Source organism: Pseudomonas sp. HMSC057H01 (assembly GCF_001836405.1).
Classification (GTDB): Bacteria; Pseudomonadota; Gammaproteobacteria; order Pseudomonadales; family Pseudomonadaceae; genus Pseudomonas; species Pseudomonas aeruginosa.
This window is the reverse complement of sequence record NZ_KV828412.1, coordinates 75,179-93,052: the sequence shown is the minus strand read 5'-3', so window position 1 is coordinate 93,052 and position 17,874 is coordinate 75,179. Positions and strand designations below refer to the sequence as shown.

The following is a 17,874-nucleotide window of genomic DNA, read 5'->3' as shown; positions in this document are numbered from 1 at the left end:
GCGAACGACCGGCCAGGATGGCCGGGCCGGGGGTTAGCTGAACGACGAAGCCTCGACAGGATGTCAACTCGGCCTCACCCAAGACGCCAAACCGCATGGGTTTTGAAGGGGGAGCGGCCGCAGGACGGCCGTGCTCCTGCGGTTCCTGCCTACAACGCAAACGGCAAATGAATCTCCACGTTCTGCCGTTGCGCCAGGCGCATCTCGAACTCCGCCGGATCATGGATCAGCACGTCCTGTCCGGCGAACGCCTCGGCGGCGATCAGTCGCGACAGCCAGAAGCGCACGCAGGCGACCCGCAGCATGCTCGGCCAGTGCTCGGCTTCCAGCGCGGTGAACGGCCGGCGGTTGGCGTAGGCGGCGAGCAGGGCGCGGGCGCGGGCCGGGTCCAGGCTGCCGTCGGCATTGGAGCACCAGTCGTTCAGGGTGATCGCCAGGTCGTAGAGCATCCAGCCGGAGCAGGCGTTGTAGAAGTCGATCAGGCCGGCCAGGTGCGGGCCGTCGAACAGCACGTTGTCGCGGAACAGGTCGGCATGCAGGTTGGCGCGCGGCAGCGCAGGGCGCTCGGCATCCAGCGCGGCGATCTCCGCCAGGGCCGGGGCGAGCAGGGCGCGGGCCTGTTCCGGTAGTCGCGGGGCGAGGTTGGCACCTTGTTCCAGCATCCAGGGCAGGCCACGGTCGCTGGGGCGTTCGAGGATGCGCCCGCGGGTGGCGGCGTGAAGGTGGCCGAGCAGATCGCCCACTTCCTGGCAGTGGTGGGCGTTCGGCTGCCGCTCGTGGCGGCCGGCCAGGCGCGGTTGCAGCAGCGCCGGCTTGCCTTCGAGACGGCGCAGGGCCTCGCCGTCGCGGGTGCGCAGGGCGTAGGGTACCGGCAGGCCGTCCTCGTGGAGCACGTCGAGCAGTTCGATGAAGAACGGCAGGTCCTGCACCGGCCCGCGCTCGACCAGGGTCAGGACGAACTCGCCGTGTTCCAGGCTGACGAAGAAGTTGCTGTTCTCGGAGCCTTCGGCGATGCCACGGAAATCCCGCAGGCGGCCCAGGTCGTAGGGGGCGAGGAAGGCTTCCAGGGTCGAGCGTTCGAGTGGGGTGAACACCGACATGTCAGCGCGGCCTCGCCAGGTTGGAAATGCACATCACCAGCTGAAGATCTCCCATTGTGGAATCAGCTTGTCCGGCTGGTCGGAGCGAATGAAGTTGCCATCGCTGCCGTCGGCGCGGACCAGGAAATAGGGTTTGCCATGCTTGGGAACCACCTTGATGGCGTAGAGGAAGCCATTCACGCGGTATTCCTGGATGGTCTTGTCGCCCTCCTGGCGGATGGTTACGTCGGGCTCGCCGGAGGGCGCGTCGTCGTCCGCCGCCATCGCGACGAGCGGGGCGAACGCCAGCAGTCCGGCGAGCATCAAGCGGTTCAGCGTACGCATGGTAACCTTGCTCCTTTATCGAATCGTCCAGGGTTCATTCTACACGCCCTGGTCTCCGGAAAAGGTTGATTCCCCTCATGAGCCAAGCGCCCCTCGTCCTGGTGGACGGTTCCTCGTACCTGTACCGCGCCTTCCATGCCCTGCCGCCGCTGACCACTTCGACCGGCAAGCCCACCGGTGCGGTGAAGGGCGTGCTGAACATGCTCCTGAGCCTGCGCAAGCAGTACCCGGACAGCCCGTTCGCGGTGGTCTTCGACGCCAAGGGCCCGACCTTCCGCGACGAGCTGTTCGCCGAGTACAAGGCCAATCGGCCGTCGATGCCCGACGACCTGCGGGTCCAGGTCGAGCCGCTGCATGCCAGCGTCCGCGCCCTCGGCCTGCCGTTGCTGTGCGTGGAGGGGGTCGAGGCCGACGACGTGATCGGCACCCTGGCGCGCAGCAGCGCCGCGGCCGGCCGCCCGGTAGTGATTTCCACCGGCGACAAGGACATGGCGCAACTGGTCGACGGGCACATTACGCTGGTCAACACCATGACCGGTAGCCGCCTCGACGTGGATGGCGTGAAAGAGAAATTCGGCGTCGGTCCTGAGCTGATCATCGATTTCCTCGCCCTGATGGGCGACAAGGTCGACAACATCCCCGGCGTTCCGGGTGTCGGCGAGAAAACCGCGCTGGGCCTGCTGACCGGTGTCGGTGGCGGCCTGGAGGTGCTCTACGCCAGCCTGGACAAGGTGCCCGAGCTACCGATCCGCGGCGCCAAGGGCTTGCCGGCGAAGCTCGAGGAAAATCGCGAGCAGGCGTTCCTGTCCTATCAACTGGCGACCATCAAGACCGACGTCGAACTGGACGTGGAGATCGACAAGCTGTATCCCGGCGAGCCGCAGCGCGAAGCGCTGATCGCCCTGTACCGCGAGCTGGAGTTCAAGAACTGGCTGGACGACCTCCTGCGCGAGGCCAAGGAGGCCGGCGAGAACGGCGAGGCGGAAACGCCTATCCAGGCCGAGGTCGACTACGACGTGGTGCTCGACCAGGCCGGGTTCGACGCCTGGCTGAAGAAGCTGGAGGAGGCCGAGCTGATCGCCTTCGATACCGAGACCACCAGCATCGACGCCCAGCAGGCGCAGGTGGTGGGGGTGTCCTTCGCCGTGAAGGAGGGCGAGGCCGCCTACGTGCCGCTGGCCCACAGCTATATGGGCGTTCCCGAGCAACTGGACCGTGACGCGGTGCTGCGTGCATTGAAACCGCTGCTGGAGGATCCGAAGAAGCTCAAGGTCGGCCAGCATGCCAAGTACGACATCAATGTCCTGGCCAATGCCAGCACCCCCATCGCGCTGCGGGGCGTAGCCTACGACACCATGCTCGAGTCCTATGTGCTGGACTCCACCGCCACTCGCCACGACATGGACAGCCTGGCCCTGAAGTACCTCGGCCACAGCACCATCCGTTTCGAGGACATCGCCGGCAAGGGCGCCAAGCAACTGACCTTCGACCAGATCGCCATCGAACAGGCCGGGCCCTATGCGGCGGAGGACGCCGACGTGACCCTGCGCCTGCACCAGGCCCTGTGGCAGAAGCTGGAGGCGATCCCGTCCCTGGCCAGGGTCCTGACCGACATCGAGATGCCGCTGGTACCGGTGCTGGCGCGGATCGAGCGCAACGGCGCGCTGGTCGACGCCAACCTGCTGGGCATCCAGAGCCGCGAACTGGGCGAGAAGATGGTCGCCCTGGAGCGCCAGGCATACGACCTGGCGGGGCAGGAATTCAACCTCGGCTCGCCCAAGCAGCTCGGCGCGATCCTCTACGACAAGCTCGGCCTGCCGGTGCTGAGCAAGACCGCGACCGGCCAGCCGTCCACCGCCGAGGCGGTGCTCGCCGAACTGGCCGAGCAGGACTTCGAGCTGCCCAAGGTGATCATGCAGTACCGCTCCATGAGCAAGCTCAAGAGCACCTACACCGACCGCCTGCCCGAGCAGATCAACCCGCGCACCGGGCGCATCCATACCTCATACCACCAGGCGGTGGCGGCTACCGGGCGGCTGTCGTCGAGCGACCCGAACCTGCAGAACATCCCGATCCGCACCGCGGAGGGCCGGCGCATCCGCCAGGCGTTCGTCGCGCCGCAGGGCTACAAGCTATTGGCCGCGGACTACTCGCAGATCGAGCTGCGGATCATGGCCCACCTGGCCAAGGACGACGGCCTGCTGGATGCCTTCCGCCACGACCTGGACGTACACCGCGCCACCGCGGCGGAAGTCTTCGGCGTGCCGCTGGAAGACGTCAGCGGCGACCAGCGACGCAGCGCCAAGGCGATCAACTTCGGATTGATCTACGGCATGAGCGCCTTCGGCCTGGCCAAGCAGATCGGCGTCGAGCGCAAGGAGGCCCAGGCCTACATCGACCGTTACTTCGCCCGCTACCCCGGCGTCCTGGCGTACATGGAACGGACCCGCGCCCAGGCCGCGGAGCAGGGCTTCGTCGAAACCCTGTTCGGCCGTCGCCTGTACCTGCCGGAGATCCATTCGAAGAACGGTGCCATGCGCAAGGCCGCCGAGCGCACCGCGATCAACGCGCCGATGCAGGGCACCGCGGCGGACATCATGAAGCGCGCCATGGTCGCTGTGGATAACTGGCTGCAGGAAAGCGGCCTCGATGCCCGGGTGATCCTCCAGGTGCACGACGAACTGGTGCTGGAAGTGCGCGAGGACCTGGTCGAGCAGGTGCGCGAGGGAATCCGCCCGCTGATGAGCGGCGCGGCGACCCTGGACGTACCGCTGGTGGTCGAGGCGGGTGTCGGTTCGAACTGGGACGAAGCCCACTGATGAACGGTTGCGAGGCCCGTATGGCGGGCCTTGCGAGCAGGTCCGGAGTGCCCGGGGAGGGTGCCGTGGAAAAGTTTTTCGCGGCGCGCTGAACTTTCCCGTTTTGCCGACAGTCAGAACACACGAATGGCTTCTTGAGCCCTTCGATGCTCCTTTGCAGTGTTTAGTGTTGGCAGATTCCTGGACCCCGCCCTAGCGGTCCGGACTTGAACCCCGAACTTCCCCCTCCCCATACGAAGCTCGGGGTTTTTTTTGCCTGGAATTCAGGCTTCCTCGAACGCCTCTTGGTCCTCGTCCAGCAGGCCCAGCCATTGCGCCAGGACCATTTGCGCCTCGTCGACGCCCTGGCGCTTGGGCGCGGAGAACAGTTGCAGGGTGGCGACGTCGCCCCAGCCTTGCTGGACTTCCCGGCGTACCTTGAGCAGGGCGTTCTTGGCCGCGCCGAAGGCCAGCTTGTCGGCCTTGGTCATCAGTACATGGATCGGTAGCTGGCTGGCCTGGGCCCAATCCAGCATCAGTCGGTCGAAGTCGGTGAGCGGGTGGCGGATGTCCATCATCAGGAACACCCCGGCCAGGCTTGCGCGGCTGCTCAGGTAGGCTTCCAGGTGGCGCTGCCAGTGCTGCTTCAGGGGGATCGGCACCTTCGCGTAGCCGTAGCCGGGCAGGTCCACCAGGCGCCGCGAGTCGTCCAGGGCGAAGAAATTGAGCAGTTGGGTACGTCCCGGGGTTTTCGAGGTGCGCGCCAGGTTGGCGTGGGTGAGGGTGTTCAGCGCGCTCGACTTGCCGGCATTGGAGCGCCCGGCGAAAGCGACTTCCAGGCCTTCGTCGGGGGGGCACTGGTCGACCTGGGCGGCACTGATGAGAAAGCTGGCCTTCTGGCACAGGCCGACGATGGGGTTCTTCTCTGACATGGGTTATCCACAGGGGTGCGACTCGGTGTCGCGGGGGGCTGTTTCGTTTCCGTTTCGGTATCGGAAGTATATAATGCCGCGGATTTTGTGTGCGCTTTATCCCCCAGGGTCGAGCGCGCGCGGGAACGGACAGAGCATTTTCCGCGCGGTAGAACGCGGGCGTTCCCCCTGATGAGGACGATCATGAAGAAACTGCTGCTCGCAGCAACAGTCGTTGCGGTGGCCGTTACGGCGCAGGCGGCGCAGGACCCGGAAGCAGTGTTCAACCGGACCTGTGGCGCGTGTCACGACGGCCAGCTGCCGATGGCGCCGAAAAAGGGCGACCATGCCGCCTGGGAGCCGCGGCTGGCCAAGGGCATGCCGACCCTGGTCCAGCATGTGACCAACGGATTCAACGCCATGCCGCCCCGCGGCCTGTGCACCGACTGCAGTGCCGAAGACTACCAGGCAACCATCCAGTGGATGGTGAAGAAGTAGCCGAAGCCCACTATCTTTCACCCTTAGCCGTAATTGGATTAGCTGATGAACAAACTTCTCGTGAGTCTGCTGTTGACCCTGGGTCTGACCGGCCTTGCCCATGCCGCTGGCGATGCCGCCGCGGGCCAGGCGAAAGCCGCGGTATGCGGCGCCTGTCACGGTGCGGATGGCAACAGCCCGGCGCCGAACTTCCCGAAACTGGCCGGCCAGGGCGAGCGTTACCTGCTCAAGCAGATGCATGACATCAAGGACGGCAAGCGTACCGTGCTGGAAATGACCGGGCTGCTGACCAACCTCAGCGACCAGGACCTGGCCGACATCGCCGCCTACTTCGCCAGCCAGAAGATGAGCGTCGGCATGGCCGATCCGAACCTGGTGGCCCAGGGCGAAGCGCTGTTCCGCGGCGGCAAGATCGCTGAAGGCATGCCGGCCTGCACCGGTTGCCATTCCCCGAGCGGCGTCGGCATCGCAACCGCCGGTTTCCCGCACCTGGGCGGCCAGCACGCGACCTACGTGGCCAAGCAGCTGACCGACTTCCGCGAAGGCACCCGCACCAACGACGGCGACACCAAGATCATGCAGTCCATCGCCGCCAAGCTGTCGAACAAGGACATCGCCGCGATTTCCAGCTACATCCAGGGTCTGCACTGATCGCTGCGTAGCACGGCAAAAAAGATGTATGAAAAAGGGTGGCCTCGGCTGCCCTTTTTTGCGTCCGCCATCGCTACAATGCTGGAACCCGTGACCGCTCCCCCCGGTCGAACTGACCGGGCCGAACCCGGCCGGAGAGCGGCACTGACCTCGCCTAGGAGTGAACGATGCGTAACCTGATTCTCACCGCCATGCTGGCCATGGCCAGCCTGTTCGGCATGGCCGCCCAGGCCGACGACTATACCGCCGGCAAGGAATACGTCGAGCTGAGCAGCCCGGTGCCGGTGTCCCAGCCGGGCAAGATCGAAGTGGTGGAACTGTTCTGGTATGGCTGCCCGCATTGCTACGCGTTCGAGCCGACCATCGTGCCGTGGAGCGAGAAGCTGCCGGCAGATGTCCATTTCGTGCGCCTGCCTGCCCTGTTCGGCGGTATCTGGAACGTCCATGGGCAGATGTTCCTGACCCTGGAAAGCATGGGTGTCGAGCATGACGTCCACAACGCCGTGTTCGAGGCGATCCACAAGGAGCACAAGAAGCTCGCCACTCCGGAAGAGATGGCCGATTTCCTCGCCGGCAAGGGCGTGGACAAGGAAAAATTCCTGAGCACCTATAATTCCTTTGCCATCAAGGGCCAGATGGAAAAGGCCAAGAAGCTGGCGATGGCCTACCAGGTCACCGGCGTACCGACCATGGTGGTCAATGGCAAATACCGCTTCGACATCGGCTCCGCCGGTGGTCCGGAGGAAACCCTCAAGCTGGCCGACTACCTGATCGAGAAAGAGCGCGCAGCGGCCAAGAAGTAGGCAAGGTGATTCGGCATGTTGCGCCGCTGGCAGCGTGAACCTCGGGTCGCAGGCAGCTGCGACCCGCGAGTGAACCCCTCCTGTGACGATTCGCGGGAGCTGCCCGACGACGGCCGCCTGCGCCTTCTCAGCTTCAACATCCAGGTCGGTATCAGCACCGAGCGCTACCGCCACTACCTGACCCGCGGTTGGCAGCACCTGCTGCCCCACGCAGGGCGGGCGACCAACCTGAAGCGGATCGGCGAACTGCTCGCCGACTACGATCTCGTCGCCCTCCAGGAAGCCGACGGCGGCAGCCTGCGTTCCGGCTACGTCAACCAGGTCGAGCACCTGGCCCAGTTGGGGGCGTTCCCCTACTGGTACCAGCAGCTCAACCGCAACCTCGGGCGTATCGCCCAGCACAGCAACGGCCTGCTCAGCCGCTGGCGGCCGACCCTGCTGGAAGATCATCCGTTGCCCGGTCCGCCGGGGCGCGGCGCGATCTTCGTGCGTTTTGGCGAAGGCGCCGACGCGCTGGTGGTAGTGATGATGCATCTCGCTCTCGGCGCTCGCACCCGCACCCGCCAGCTCGCCTATATCCGCGAGCTGATCGGCGACTACCGCCACCAGGTGCTGATGGGCGACATGAACACCCATGCCGTCGATCTTCTGGAAAACTCGCCCCTGCGCGACCTCGGCCTGATGGCGCCGCAGGTCGAGGCGACGTTTCCCAGCTGGCGGCCGCAGCGCAATCTCGACCACATCCTGCTCAGTTCCGATCTCGCTCTCGAGCGGGTCGACGTGCTCGACCAGCCGATCTCCGACCATCTGCCGGTATCGGTGGAGATTCGCCTGCCGGACAACCTGCGCGACAAGGCCTTGGTCGTGCGCGGGGATGCCGGGAGTCCGCCATGAGTCGCGACGACGTCCAGCGCTGGAAAGACAAGTACCTGGAGAACATCGAGCAGCAGGAGCGCCTGCAACGGCGCTGGGATGCCCGGATCGACCTGCTGCGTCGCGGCCTGGTGCGTAGCAGTCTGGCGGCCGAAGGCAGCGACAAGGCGGTCGACCAGTGCATGAAGGAGCTGCGCGAGATCCTCCGTCGCGACGACATGGACGCCGGCCTGTCGGGCCTGATTCCGCGCCTGGAAAAGGCCGTGCTCGACTCCGAACAGCGCCGCCAGCAACGCACCCAGCAGAACATCGATGCTCTCGGCGAACTGGCCCAGCAGTTGCTGGCCCTGGACCTGCCGCGGGAACTGCGCAAGCCGCTGAAGCAGTTCGCCCGCGATATCGAGGAGCGCGCCCGGCAGTCGCGCGAGATTCCGATCCTGCTCAGCGAGCTGAGCAGGCTGCAACGCCAGGCGCTGGCCGAGCGCAAGGGCGGCGACGCCGAAGACGGTCGCCCGAGCCTGTTGCAACGCCTGTTCGGCGGCAAGGAGTCGGAAACCGCCGCGGAGCCGAGCGCATCGGTGCCGTCCGTTGTGGCGGCAAGCAATACACCGATCCAACCGGCGGCGGCCGCGCCGTCCCTGCCGGTCGCCGAGCACGACGAGGCGCCAGGCGGCCCGCCGCAGCCGTTGCCCGCCAGCAGGGTCGCCGCCATCGAAAGCGCGCCAGCGGGTTGGGTCGGGGTCGCCGAGCGTGGCGAGCCGAACCAGATCCTGCTGGATGAGCCTCGGGAAATCTGGCTCGACAGCCTGCCGCTGCCGGCCGGCCTGAGCTTTAGCGAGACGCTGGAAGACGCGGGTGCGGAGTCGCCGCCCGCAGTGCCGGCGGACGTTGAAAGCGCGCCCGAAGCTCCGGCCACCCCTGTGGATAACCTCGACGGGCAGGCGGTAGACGAGGCCTACGAACTGCCGCCGCCGATACCGGAGCCCGGCTACAGCGCGGTGGCGCCGCACATCGAGGCCAGCCTGCTGCGGCTGCTCGACGGCCTGTCCCTGCCGAGCAGCCACCAGCCCCAGGCCGAGGCGCTGCGGGAGCGGATCGATGGCAGCCTGAACTGGTATGAGCTGGTGCCGGTACTCGACGACCTGGCGGTGCTGGTGCTGTCCCTGGCGGACAGTGGCCAGCGCGACTTCGAGGAATACCTGCGGCAACTCAACGAGCGCCTGGAAAGCTTCCTCGGCCACCTGGGCGACGCCCACGCCGGCTATACCGACGTGCTGGACAACGCGCGCGGCTTCGACCAATCGCTGCGTGAGCAGGTCAGCGGCCTGCAGGCCAGCGTGCAGCAGGCGACCGACCTGAACAGCCTCAAGCTGGCGGTGGACAGCCGGCTGAACGGCCTGCTTGCCTCCATGGACGAACACCAGCGCGAACAGGCCGAGCACGAACAGGAGGTGTCCGGCCGCCTGCAGGCGCTGATGGAGCGGGTCAACAGCATGGAGCAGGATGCCAAGGCGTTCCACAGCCACCTGGAGGACCAGCGACAGAAAGCCCTGACCGATCCGCTGACCGGCCTGCCCAACCGCGCGGCGCTCAGCGAGCGCCTGGAACAGGAGGTGGCGCGCCGGCACCGGGATGGCGGCGATCTGCTGCTGGCGGTGCTGGACATCGACCACTTCAAGCGGATCAACGACGACTTCGGCCACCTGGCCGGGGACAAGGTGCTGAAGATCATTGCCGGCGAATTGCGCAAACGGTTGCGCCAGGCCGATTTCATCGCCCGTTTCGGCGGCGAGGAGTTCGTCGTCCTGCTCCCGGCAACGTCCCTGGAAGCCGGCCGGCAACTACTCGAACGGCTGCGCGCGGCGATCGCCGCCTGTCCGTTCCATTTCAAGGGCGAGCCCCTGAGCATCACCTGTTCCGCCGGCATCACCGCGTTCGAAGGCAACGAGGCCGGCGAAGTGGTTTTCGAGCGCGCCGACCAGGCGCTGTATCGAGCCAAGCGCGCCGGCCGGGACCGCCTGGAAGTGGCCTGAAGGGCGACCAGCGCACATTCCGACGACTCGGGACGGGCTCGCCTGCAGGTGTTGCCGCGGCTCGCTAGAATGGTCCCGCCCGGTAGAATGACCGGCTGTCCCGCTCTGGAAATTCCCATGGATATGTTCGGCGTCGCCGTCCTGATCTTTCTGGTCACCGATCCCTTCGGCAACATCGCCGTGTTCCTCGCCGCGCTGAAAGGCGTCGCCCCCGGGCGCCGCCTGCGCGTGGCGTTTCGCGAGCTGGCCTTCGCCCTGGGCCTGCTGCTGCTCTTCCTCACCCTCGGCGAGCACATCCTCAGCGGCCTCGGCCTGTCCCGCGAGGCGACCGGGATCGCGGGTGGCATCATCCTGTTCGTGATCGCCATGCGCCTGATCTTCCCCTCGCCCCAAGGGCTGCTCGGCGAAGTGCCCGACGGCGAGCCGCTGCTGGTGCCCCTGGCCACCCCGGCGGTGGCCGGGCCCTCGGCGCTGGCGATGCTGATCACCCTGCGCACCACCTTCGACGGTCCGCTGTGGGAGCTTTACCTGGCGGTGGTGCTGGCCTGGGCCGCTACTGCGCTGATCCTGCTGCAGGCGGCGTTCCTCCAGCGTTTCCTCGGCCCGCGCGGGCTGACCGCCATCGAGCGCCTGGCCGGCATGCTGCTGATCATGCTCAGCGTCGATATGCTGTTGGACAACCTGCGCAGCGTGTTGCACATCGCCGCCTGACCGCGCTGCCCATTTTTTTCGGAGTCATCATGCGTTCGTTCGTTCTACTGGCTTTCACCCTGTCGCTGCTGGCCGGCTGCTCCAGCGGCCCGCGCCTGAATACCGACTACACCTCGGCGAACCAGGACAGCCGTGTCCAGTTCATCGTCCTCCACTACACCTCCACCGATCTGCCGCATTCGCTGGGCATCCTCACCCACGGTGGCGTCAGCGCGCACTACCTGATCGGCGACGACGAGCCGGCCACCGTCTACCGCCTGGTGGATGAGAACCGCCGCGCCTGGCACGCCGGGGTCAGTGAATGGCAGGGCCGGACCTGGCTGAACGCCACCTCGATCGGCATCGAGATCGTCAACCAGGGCTATCGCGATACACCCCAGGGGCGGGTCTGGTATCCGTTCAGCGAAGCGCAGATCCAGGCGCTGATCCCCCTGCTGAAGGACATCGCCAAGCGCCACGGCATCACCCCGGACCGGATCATCGGACACAGCGATATCGCGCCGGGCCGCAAGGTCGATCCGGGTCCGCTGTTCCCCTGGAAGCGCCTCGCCGACGCCGGCCTGGTGCCCTGGCCGAAGCCCGGCGAATTGGCGCGCCGGCTCGCCGAACTGAACGGCCAGCTGCCGGATGTGCGCTGGTTCCAGCAGCAGTTGGCGCGGCACGGTTACCTGGTGCCGCAGACCGGCGAGCTGGAGAAGGACACCCGCGACGTCATCGGCGCTTTCCAGATGAAATACCGTCCGGCCCGCTTCGATGGCGAGCCGGACCTGGAAACCGCCGCCCTGCTGCTGGCGGTGCCGACTTCCTGAGGCCTGTGGAAAAGCCTGCCGGGAGCGGCCCCGGTCACACCGGCAGCAGCATGTAGAAGCGCGCGCCCTGGCCCGGTTGCGAGCGCACCGCGATGCGCCCGCCATGCAGCTGGATGATTTCCTTGCACAGCGCCAGGCCGAGGCCGGCGCCGCCCTTCTTGCGTCCGACCTGGACGAAAGGCTCGAAGATCCGTCCTTGCTGGCTGAAGGGAATGCCTTCGCCATTGTCTTCCACCGCGATCAGCACCCGGTCGCCCTGGCGCCGGGCCTGCAGGTGGATCTGCCCGCCTTCGCTGCTATGGCGCAGGGCGTTTTCCAGCAGGTTGTCGATCACCCGCTCGATCTGCAGGCGATCGAGCTGCAGGCGCGGCAGCTCATCGCCCAGCTCCAGTTGCAGCGAGACCCGGCGGGCCTCGCCCTTGGGAGTGAAACGCTGCTGCGCCTGGGTGAGCAGGTCGACGAGGTCGCAGGAAGCCAGTTCGAGCTTCTGCATGCCGGTCTGGTAGCGCGAGAAGTTCAACAGGTCGTTGATCAGCAGGACCAGCCGCGACATCTCTTCGTCCACCGTCTGGATCAGGTCCGCTTCCCGTGACTCCGCGGGGAAGTCCAGGCGTTCGCGGAGCAGGCTGAAGGCCATCTGCATGCCGGTCACCGGCGTGCGCAGTTCGTGGGAGGCGCGCAGGACGAATTCGCTGCGGACCCGTTCGAAGGCGCGCTGCTCGGTCACGTCGCGGACCACCAGCACCGCGCCGACGCTATGCCCGCCGGGATGGGTGACCGGATACAGCGACCAGGCCAGCAGGCGCGACTCGCCGGCGACGTCCACCACCAGGTCGGGCATTGCCTCGTCCTGGACTTCGCCGAGCAGGGCCTTTTCCACCGCTTCCTGGACATCGACATCGCTGAGTATTTCGTCGATCCGCTTGCCATGGGGGTCGTTGGAGACGAACAGCTGGCGGATCGCGACCGGGTTGGCGTGTTCGATGCGCCCCTGGTTGTCGAAGATCACCAGGCCGTCGTCGATGCTGTCGAGTACCGCCTGCAGGCGCCGCTCGCCGGAAAGCACCTCTTCGACGCTGGTCTTGCGGTACTGCCGCAGGGCCTCGGCCATCAGGCCGAAACGCCGGGTCAACTGGCCGACCTCGGCGACGTTGGTCATCGGCAGGGTCACGTCGAAATCGCCTTCGCCGATCCTGTCCGCCGCCCGCGCCAGGGTTTCGATCGGTGCGCCGAAGCGCCGGGCGATGCTGTGGGCGGTGACGAAACCGATCAGCAGGATGGCGACGCCCACCAGGCCAAGCAGGCCGGCGACCAGGTAGGCTCGGTGGCGGGCGCTGGTCTCGGCGTCGCTGATGCCGGCCAGCGCCAGTTGCTGCAGGTCCTGCAGGCGCAGGCGCAGGGTATTGAAGGCTTCGCTGAAGCCGTCGTTGTCGGCCATGGGCGCCTTGAGCAGCGCCGGGGTGTGCGCCTGCAGTTGCAGGTAGGCGTCGCGAACGCCATCCAGGGCGGCCTGCTCGGCGCCGTCGACGGTATTCGCCCGACCCTGTTCCAGGACCCGTCGGAAATCGTTCTGCGAGCGCTCCAGGGCCTGCCCGTCGGGTTTTTCGCGGAGCAGTATGACCAACTGGTCGCCGAGCAGCTGGCGCAACTGCTGGCTCACCTCGATGGTCGCGTGGTGGTGCGACATCCGTTGCTCCTGAGCGCGGCCGAGCTGCATCACGCTGAACAACCCGAGCAACAGGCCGAACAGCGAGACGGTGATCAGCGCGGAAATGCTGAGGAACAACCGGGTCCGGAGCTTCATCGGCAGCGGCATGCTCATAGGCCGTACTGCTTGCGCTTCCGGTACAGGGTCGAGGCATCGATACCGAGGGTCTTGGCGGCCTGGTCGAGGGTCGCGCTGGAGGCCATCACCGCCGTGATATGGGCTTTCTCCAGGTCTTCCAGGCTCAGCGATTCGCCGATCCGCGGCGCGCTGCTGGCAGATTGCGCAGCGCTGAAACCGAGGTGGTCGACATCCACCCGTTCCTGGTTGCAGATGATGCTGGCGCGCTCGATCACGTTGCGTAGCTCGCGTACGTTGCCCGGCCAGGGGTATTGCCGCATGGCCTCGCGGGCGGCTTCGCTGAAGCCGCGGGCGGGGCGGCCGTAGTCCTTGACGAAGCGGGCGAGGAAACGTTCGGCCAGGCCGAGGATATCCTCGGCGCGTTCGCGCAGGGGAGGCAGGTTGAGCACGATCACGTTGAGGCGGTAGAGCAGGTCCTCGCGGAACTGGCCCTGGGCGACCATCGCGCCCAGGTCGCGGTTGGTCGCGGCAAGGATGCGCACATCGGCGCGGCGGGTCACCGGATCGCCGACGCGTTCGTATTCCTTGTCCTGGATGAAGCGCAGCAGCTTGGGTTGCAAGGTCAGCGGGAAGTCGCCGATCTCGTCGAGGAACAGGGTGCCGCCGTCAGCCTGGCTGACCCTGCCCAGGGTGCTTTCGGTGGCACCGGTGAAGGCGCCGCGACTGTGCCCGAACAGTTCGCTTTCCATCAGTTCGGCGGTCAGCGACGGGCAGTTGATGGTGACCTGGGGCTTCTTCGCGCGTTTGCTCCAGGTGTGGATGGCGCGTGCCAGTTCGCCCTTGCCGGAGCCGGATTCGCCGAGGATGAGGATGTTGGCGTCGGTCGCCGCGACCTGGCGCGCGGTCTCCAGTACCGCGGCCATGGCCGGGCTGTGCGATTCCAGGCCGTCGCCCTGGCGGCGCACTTCGTCCTCCAGGGCCTCCAGGCGCGCGGTCAGTTGGCGCACCTCCAGTTGCTTGGCGGCGGCTAGGCGCAGTTGGTCCGGGCTGCAGGGCTTGACCAGGTAATCCACCGCGCCGGCCTGCATGGCGTCGACCGCGGTATCCACCGCCGAATGCGCGGTGACGATCACCACGCGCATCCATGGCGCCTGGACGCGCATCTGGGCGAGAACGTCGAGCCCGTTGTCTTCGCCCAGGCGCAGGTCGAGGAAGCACAGGTCGAATACCTGGCGCTGCAACAGGGCCTCCGCCTGCGGCGCGCTGCTGGCGGTGGCCACGCTGTAGCCTTCGTCTTCGAGGCAATAACGGAAAGTGCGCAGGATCGCCGACTCGTCATCGACCAGCAGGATGCGCCCCTGTTTTTCGGAAGTGGTTTCCATCGTTGCTTTTTATCCTCTAGGGAATTCACTGCCATTCGGCTTCTGGGTTAGTCCCCGGAAAGCCCATGCAAGTTGCAGAGCGCCCCGCCGCCCATCCGGGCGGCGTGCAACCTGCCGATGTTGCTGTTCTTGGGTTTTCGGGAAGCCGTGGCGGCTCCACGGATGGCTCCGGGTAGCAGGTGCCGGGTCGCTTCCCTGTTGCATGTGACAGCGTACCGCGCCGATCGTGCAAAACGCCCGGAATAATTTGTCGCGTCGTGCAGGATGAACTGCGCAGAATACCTGGGTTGTTTTATAACTTATTGAATTAAAAGTATTTTTATTTTTCAGAAAGGCTGGCATGGGGCGTGCAATGAGGTAGTCACGGTCTCCCTGAAGAAAAAATGGACACAGGCCGGTTCGCTACCCCGATGGGCCCGGCCCCGAGGCGGTACCGACAGTTCCGAAGGCACACAGGAGAAAACATCATGCTTAGTTGGGCTATCACCTTTCTGATCATCGCCATCATCGCTGCCGTCCTCGGGTTTGGTGGCATCGCAGGTGCCGCCACCGGAATCGCGAAGATCCTCTTCGTGCTGTTCCTGGTGCTCTTCGTGGTCTCGTTCTTCTTCGGACGCCGTCGCGGCTAGCCGGATGCCAAGGAGAAAGCGATGCGACTCATGCGTAACCTGATGAACGCACTGCTGCTCGGTGCCGCCGCCAGTTCGCTGGCGGTGGCGGCCGACAGGGACGGCGAATACCGCTTGAACGAATTGCAGAGCACCGATGCCGGATACCGCAAGGCCTGGCAGAACCTGGTGGAAGACGAGAGCCGCTTGCCCGACTGGGTGATGAATCTCTCGGGAACCGCTACGCCGATGCATGCCGTCGACGACCAGGGCGACAAGTATCTGGTTGGCGGTCTCTGCGAGAAGTCCGATTGCAAGGGCCAGCGCCTGCTGGTCGCCTTCGATTGGGACAAGAGTCATGCCTACGGGCTCTACGTGCAGGTGCCCGAAGGGCTGCCGCAGGACAAGTCGCCGAGCAAGCACGCCAGCTTCCGCTGGCTGGGCAAGCCGGAGCCGGCGGTACAGAAGATCCTCGACGAACAACTCAAGGCCGATCCGAACTGGTACTGAGGCGGAACGGGCTTGCGTGACACCGCCCCGCCCGCAGCGGGGCATGGCCAGGGGACCGGGATGCGCTGGGTGAGGTCGATCCGGCGGGTTCCAGGGGTACAGGGAGTACCTCCTTCGGGGTCGGGCCAGGCGAAAACGCGCCGGAGGGGAGCCACCGATGTCTCGCTGCCTTCCGGCGCGCTTCTATATATAGAAGGGGTACGACGCTCCGCCGTCCGGCGGAGCGTCGGCTTCCGCACCGATACTCCGCGAACTTCCCTGATATCGATCAATGCCTGTGGATGGCTGAGTCGTTTTACAATCGACCACCCGCGCGTTCCGAGGCGCCCTCCCAGAAGGGCTTTACCGCGCGGTTATCCACAGAGTGCCGCTTATCCACAGCCGGCGATGGCGTGCCGGACGGCGTTGCGTGTCCTGCGACCATCCATCGCAGCGATGATGAGCGACTTTCAACTTCCCAGGATGGGCACGAGGCTCCCGGGCCTTGCACGGAGTGCCTTCCGCTCCCTGTTCTTGTACGAAAATCAAGGGCAATTTCCTGTGGGACGGACGTTTCATTAGTGATTTCTCATGCCGATTCGGCATGGGGCAGTCACTTACGGCATTAGACGGGGTAGGGGAGCGCATGAATCATTGCGCCCTTTCGCCTGTCGGGAGCGACTCTCCCGTTGGAGCGACTCCCGACTTCCACAAGAATTAAGGGTGACGAAACATGGGTAAAGCCAAGCTAAGCCTCGCCTGGCAGATCGTGATCGGTCTGGCACTCGGTATCGCCGTCGGCGCAGTGCTCAACCATTTCAGCGCCGAAAAGGCCTGGTGGATCGCCAACGTGCTGCAACCGGCCGGCGACATCTTCATCCGTCTGATCAAGATGATCGTGGTGCCGATCGTGATTTCCTCGCTGGTGGTCGGCATCGCCGGCGTCGGCGACGCGAAGAAGCTTGGCCGCATCGGCCTGAAGACCATCATCTACTTCGAGATCGTCACCACCGTCGCCATCGTCGTCGGCCTGCTGCTGGCCAACCTGTTCCAGCCCGGCACCGGCATCGACATGAGCACCCTGGGTACCGTGGACATTTCCCAGTACCAGAAGACCACCCAGGAAGTGCAGCATGACCATGCGTTCATCGCGACCATCCTCAACCTGATTCCCTCCAACGTCTTCGCCGCCATCGCCCGTGGCGAGATGCTGCCGATCATCTTCTTCTCGGTGATGTTCGGCCTCGGCCTGTCGAGCCTGCCCAACGACCTGCGCGAGCCGCTGGTGAAGGTGTTCCAGGGCGTTTCCGAGACCATGTTCAAGGTCACCCACATGATCATGAAGTACGCCCCTATCGGTGTCTTCGCCCTGATCGCGGTGACCGTCGCCAACTTCGGCTTCGCCTCGCTGCTGCCGCTGGCCAAGCTGGTGATCCTGGTCTACGTGGCCATCGTCTTCTTCGCCCTGGTGGTGCTGGGCCTGATCGCGCGGATGTTCGGCTTCTCGATCATGCGCCTGATCCGCATCTTCAAGGACGACCTGGTCCTCGCCTATTCCACCGCCAGCTCGGAAACCGTGCTGCCGCGCATCATCGAGAAAATGGAAGCCTACGGCGCGCCGAAGGCGATCAGCAGCTTCGTGGTGCCCACCGGCTACTCCTTCAACCTCGATGGCTCGACCCTGTACCAGAGCATCGCGGCGATCTTCATCGCGCAGCTCTACGGCATCGACCTGTCCATCGGCCAGCAGATCATGCTGGTGCTGACCCTGATGGTGACCTCCAAGGGTATCGCCGGCGTGCCGGGCGTGTCCTTCGTGGTGCTGCTCGCCACCCTGGGCAGCGTCGGCATCCCGCTCGAGGGCCTGGCCTTCATCGCCGGCGTGGACCGCATCATGGACATGGCGCGTACCGCCCTCAACGTGATCGGCAATGCCCTCGCGGTGCTGGTCATCTCCAAGTGGGAGGGCATGTACGACGCGGCCAAGGGCCAGCGCTACTGGGATTCGCTGCCGCACCTGCGGCAGGCGGTCGGCGAAGCCAAGGGCAAGCAGGCCACCCTCGAATAAGGCGGCTTCCCGCCCAGGAGGCCCCGGCAT

At 65.7% G+C, this 17,874-nt stretch carries 16 protein-coding genes; 11 read left to right on the top strand and 5 right to left on the bottom strand.

Annotated elements, in window-relative coordinates:
• Positions 1 to 149: 149 nt before the first annotated feature.
• Together HMPREF2581_RS06490 and HMPREF2581_RS06485 are read right to left on the bottom strand one after the other, a co-directional pair.
• Complete coding sequence (locus HMPREF2581_RS06490; protein WP_003110565.1) at positions 150 to 1,100, bottom strand: homoserine kinase; 951 nt, start codon at positions 1,098 to 1,100, stop codon at positions 150 to 152.
• A gap of 33 nt (positions 1,101 to 1,133) precedes the next feature.
• Positions 1,134 to 1,424, bottom strand: a complete 291-nt coding sequence (locus HMPREF2581_RS06485) for a DUF2782 domain-containing protein (RefSeq protein WP_003096984.1) — start codon at positions 1,422 to 1,424, stop codon at positions 1,134 to 1,136.
• A gap of 77 nt (positions 1,425 to 1,501) precedes the next feature.
• On the opposite strand from HMPREF2581_RS06485, the gene polA reads away from it, so the two are divergent.
• The gene (gene polA / locus HMPREF2581_RS06480; protein WP_003142137.1) at positions 1,502 to 4,243 is read left to right on the top strand and encodes a DNA polymerase I; all 2,742 of its coding nucleotides are present in this window, start codon (positions 1,502 to 1,504) and stop codon (positions 4,241 to 4,243) included.
• Between the two features lie 263 nt (positions 4,244 to 4,506).
• Here polA and yihA read toward each other — a convergent pair whose 3' ends face one another.
• Positions 4,507 to 5,154, bottom strand: coding sequence for a ribosome biogenesis GTP-binding protein YihA/YsxC (gene yihA, locus HMPREF2581_RS06475; RefSeq protein WP_003110563.1), 648 nt, complete (start codon positions 5,152 to 5,154; stop codon positions 4,507 to 4,509).
• Positions 5,155 to 5,337: 183 nt separating this feature from the next.
• Here yihA and HMPREF2581_RS06470 point away from each other — a divergent pair, with 183 nt between their 5' ends.
• From HMPREF2581_RS06470 to ampDh2, 7 genes are all read left to right on the top strand, one after another.
• Positions 5,338 to 5,631: a c-type cytochrome gene (locus HMPREF2581_RS06470; RefSeq protein WP_003096979.1), complete on the top strand. Its 294-nt coding sequence runs from the start codon at positions 5,338 to 5,340 to the stop codon at positions 5,629 to 5,631.
• A 45-nt stretch (positions 5,632 to 5,676) separates the two neighbouring features.
• Entirely contained in the window at positions 5,677 to 6,282 is a 606-nt protein-coding gene (locus HMPREF2581_RS06465) for a c-type cytochrome (RefSeq protein ID WP_003102831.1), read from the top strand.
• 167 nt (positions 6,283 to 6,449) lie between these two features.
• Positions 6,450 to 7,085 (top strand): thiol:disulfide interchange protein DsbA, encoded by a 636-nt coding sequence (gene dsbA / locus HMPREF2581_RS06460; protein ID WP_003096976.1) that lies wholly within the window; start codon positions 6,450 to 6,452, stop codon positions 7,083 to 7,085.
• A gap of 15 nt (positions 7,086 to 7,100) precedes the next feature.
• Positions 7,101 to 7,979, top strand: a complete 879-nt coding sequence (locus HMPREF2581_RS06455; RefSeq protein ID WP_003096975.1) for an endonuclease/exonuclease/phosphatase family protein — start codon at positions 7,101 to 7,103, stop codon at positions 7,977 to 7,979.
• Entirely contained in the window at positions 7,976 to 9,991 is a 2,016-nt protein-coding gene (dgcP, locus tag HMPREF2581_RS06450) for a diguanylate cyclase DgcP (RefSeq protein ID WP_003142135.1), read from the top strand. The genes HMPREF2581_RS06455 and dgcP overlap by 4 nt, the downstream gene beginning before the upstream one ends.
• A gap of 117 nt (positions 9,992 to 10,108) precedes the next feature.
• Positions 10,109 to 10,702, top strand: coding sequence for a MarC family protein (locus tag HMPREF2581_RS06445; protein ID WP_003102836.1), 594 nt, complete (start codon positions 10,109 to 10,111; stop codon positions 10,700 to 10,702).
• Positions 10,703 to 10,731: 29 nt separating this feature from the next.
• Positions 10,732 to 11,511 carry an N-acetylmuramoyl-L-alanine amidase AmpDh2 gene (ampDh2, locus tag HMPREF2581_RS06440; protein WP_003096970.1) on the top strand — a complete coding sequence of 260 codons (780 nt, stop codon included), beginning with the start codon at positions 10,732 to 10,734 and terminating at the stop codon, positions 11,509 to 11,511.
• Between the two features lie 34 nt (positions 11,512 to 11,545).
• On the opposite strand, the gene HMPREF2581_RS06435 is transcribed toward ampDh2, so the two are convergent.
• Positions 11,546 to 13,333, bottom strand: coding sequence for a KinB sensor domain-containing domain (locus tag HMPREF2581_RS06435; protein WP_003096967.1), 1,788 nt, complete (start codon positions 13,331 to 13,333; stop codon positions 11,546 to 11,548).
• The gene (algB, locus tag HMPREF2581_RS06430; RefSeq protein WP_003096964.1) at positions 13,330 to 14,679 is read right to left on the bottom strand and encodes a sigma-54-dependent response regulator transcription factor AlgB; all 1,350 of its coding nucleotides are present in this window, start codon (positions 14,677 to 14,679) and stop codon (positions 13,330 to 13,332) included. Before algB ends, HMPREF2581_RS06435 begins: the two co-directional genes overlap by 4 nt.
• A 467-nt stretch (positions 14,680 to 15,146) precedes the next feature.
• On the opposite strand from algB, the gene HMPREF2581_RS06425 reads away from it, so the two are divergent.
• The 3 genes from HMPREF2581_RS06425 to gltP all read left to right on the top strand — a co-directional run bounded on the left by HMPREF2581_RS06425 (position 15,147) and on the right by gltP (position 17,844).
• Complete coding sequence (locus tag HMPREF2581_RS06425; RefSeq protein WP_003096961.1) at positions 15,147 to 15,308, top strand: DUF1328 domain-containing protein; 162 nt, start codon at positions 15,147 to 15,149, stop codon at positions 15,306 to 15,308.
• Between the two features lie 21 nt (positions 15,309 to 15,329).
• Positions 15,330 to 15,797 (top strand): inhibitor of vertebrate lysozyme family protein, encoded by a 468-nt coding sequence (locus HMPREF2581_RS06420; protein WP_003114119.1) that lies wholly within the window; start codon positions 15,330 to 15,332, stop codon positions 15,795 to 15,797.
• Between the two features lie 712 nt (positions 15,798 to 16,509).
• Positions 16,510 to 17,844, top strand: a complete 1,335-nt coding sequence (gene gltP / locus HMPREF2581_RS06410; protein WP_003096956.1) for a glutamate/aspartate:proton symporter GltP — start codon at positions 16,510 to 16,512, stop codon at positions 17,842 to 17,844.
• Positions 17,845 to 17,874: the final 30 nt, after the last annotated feature.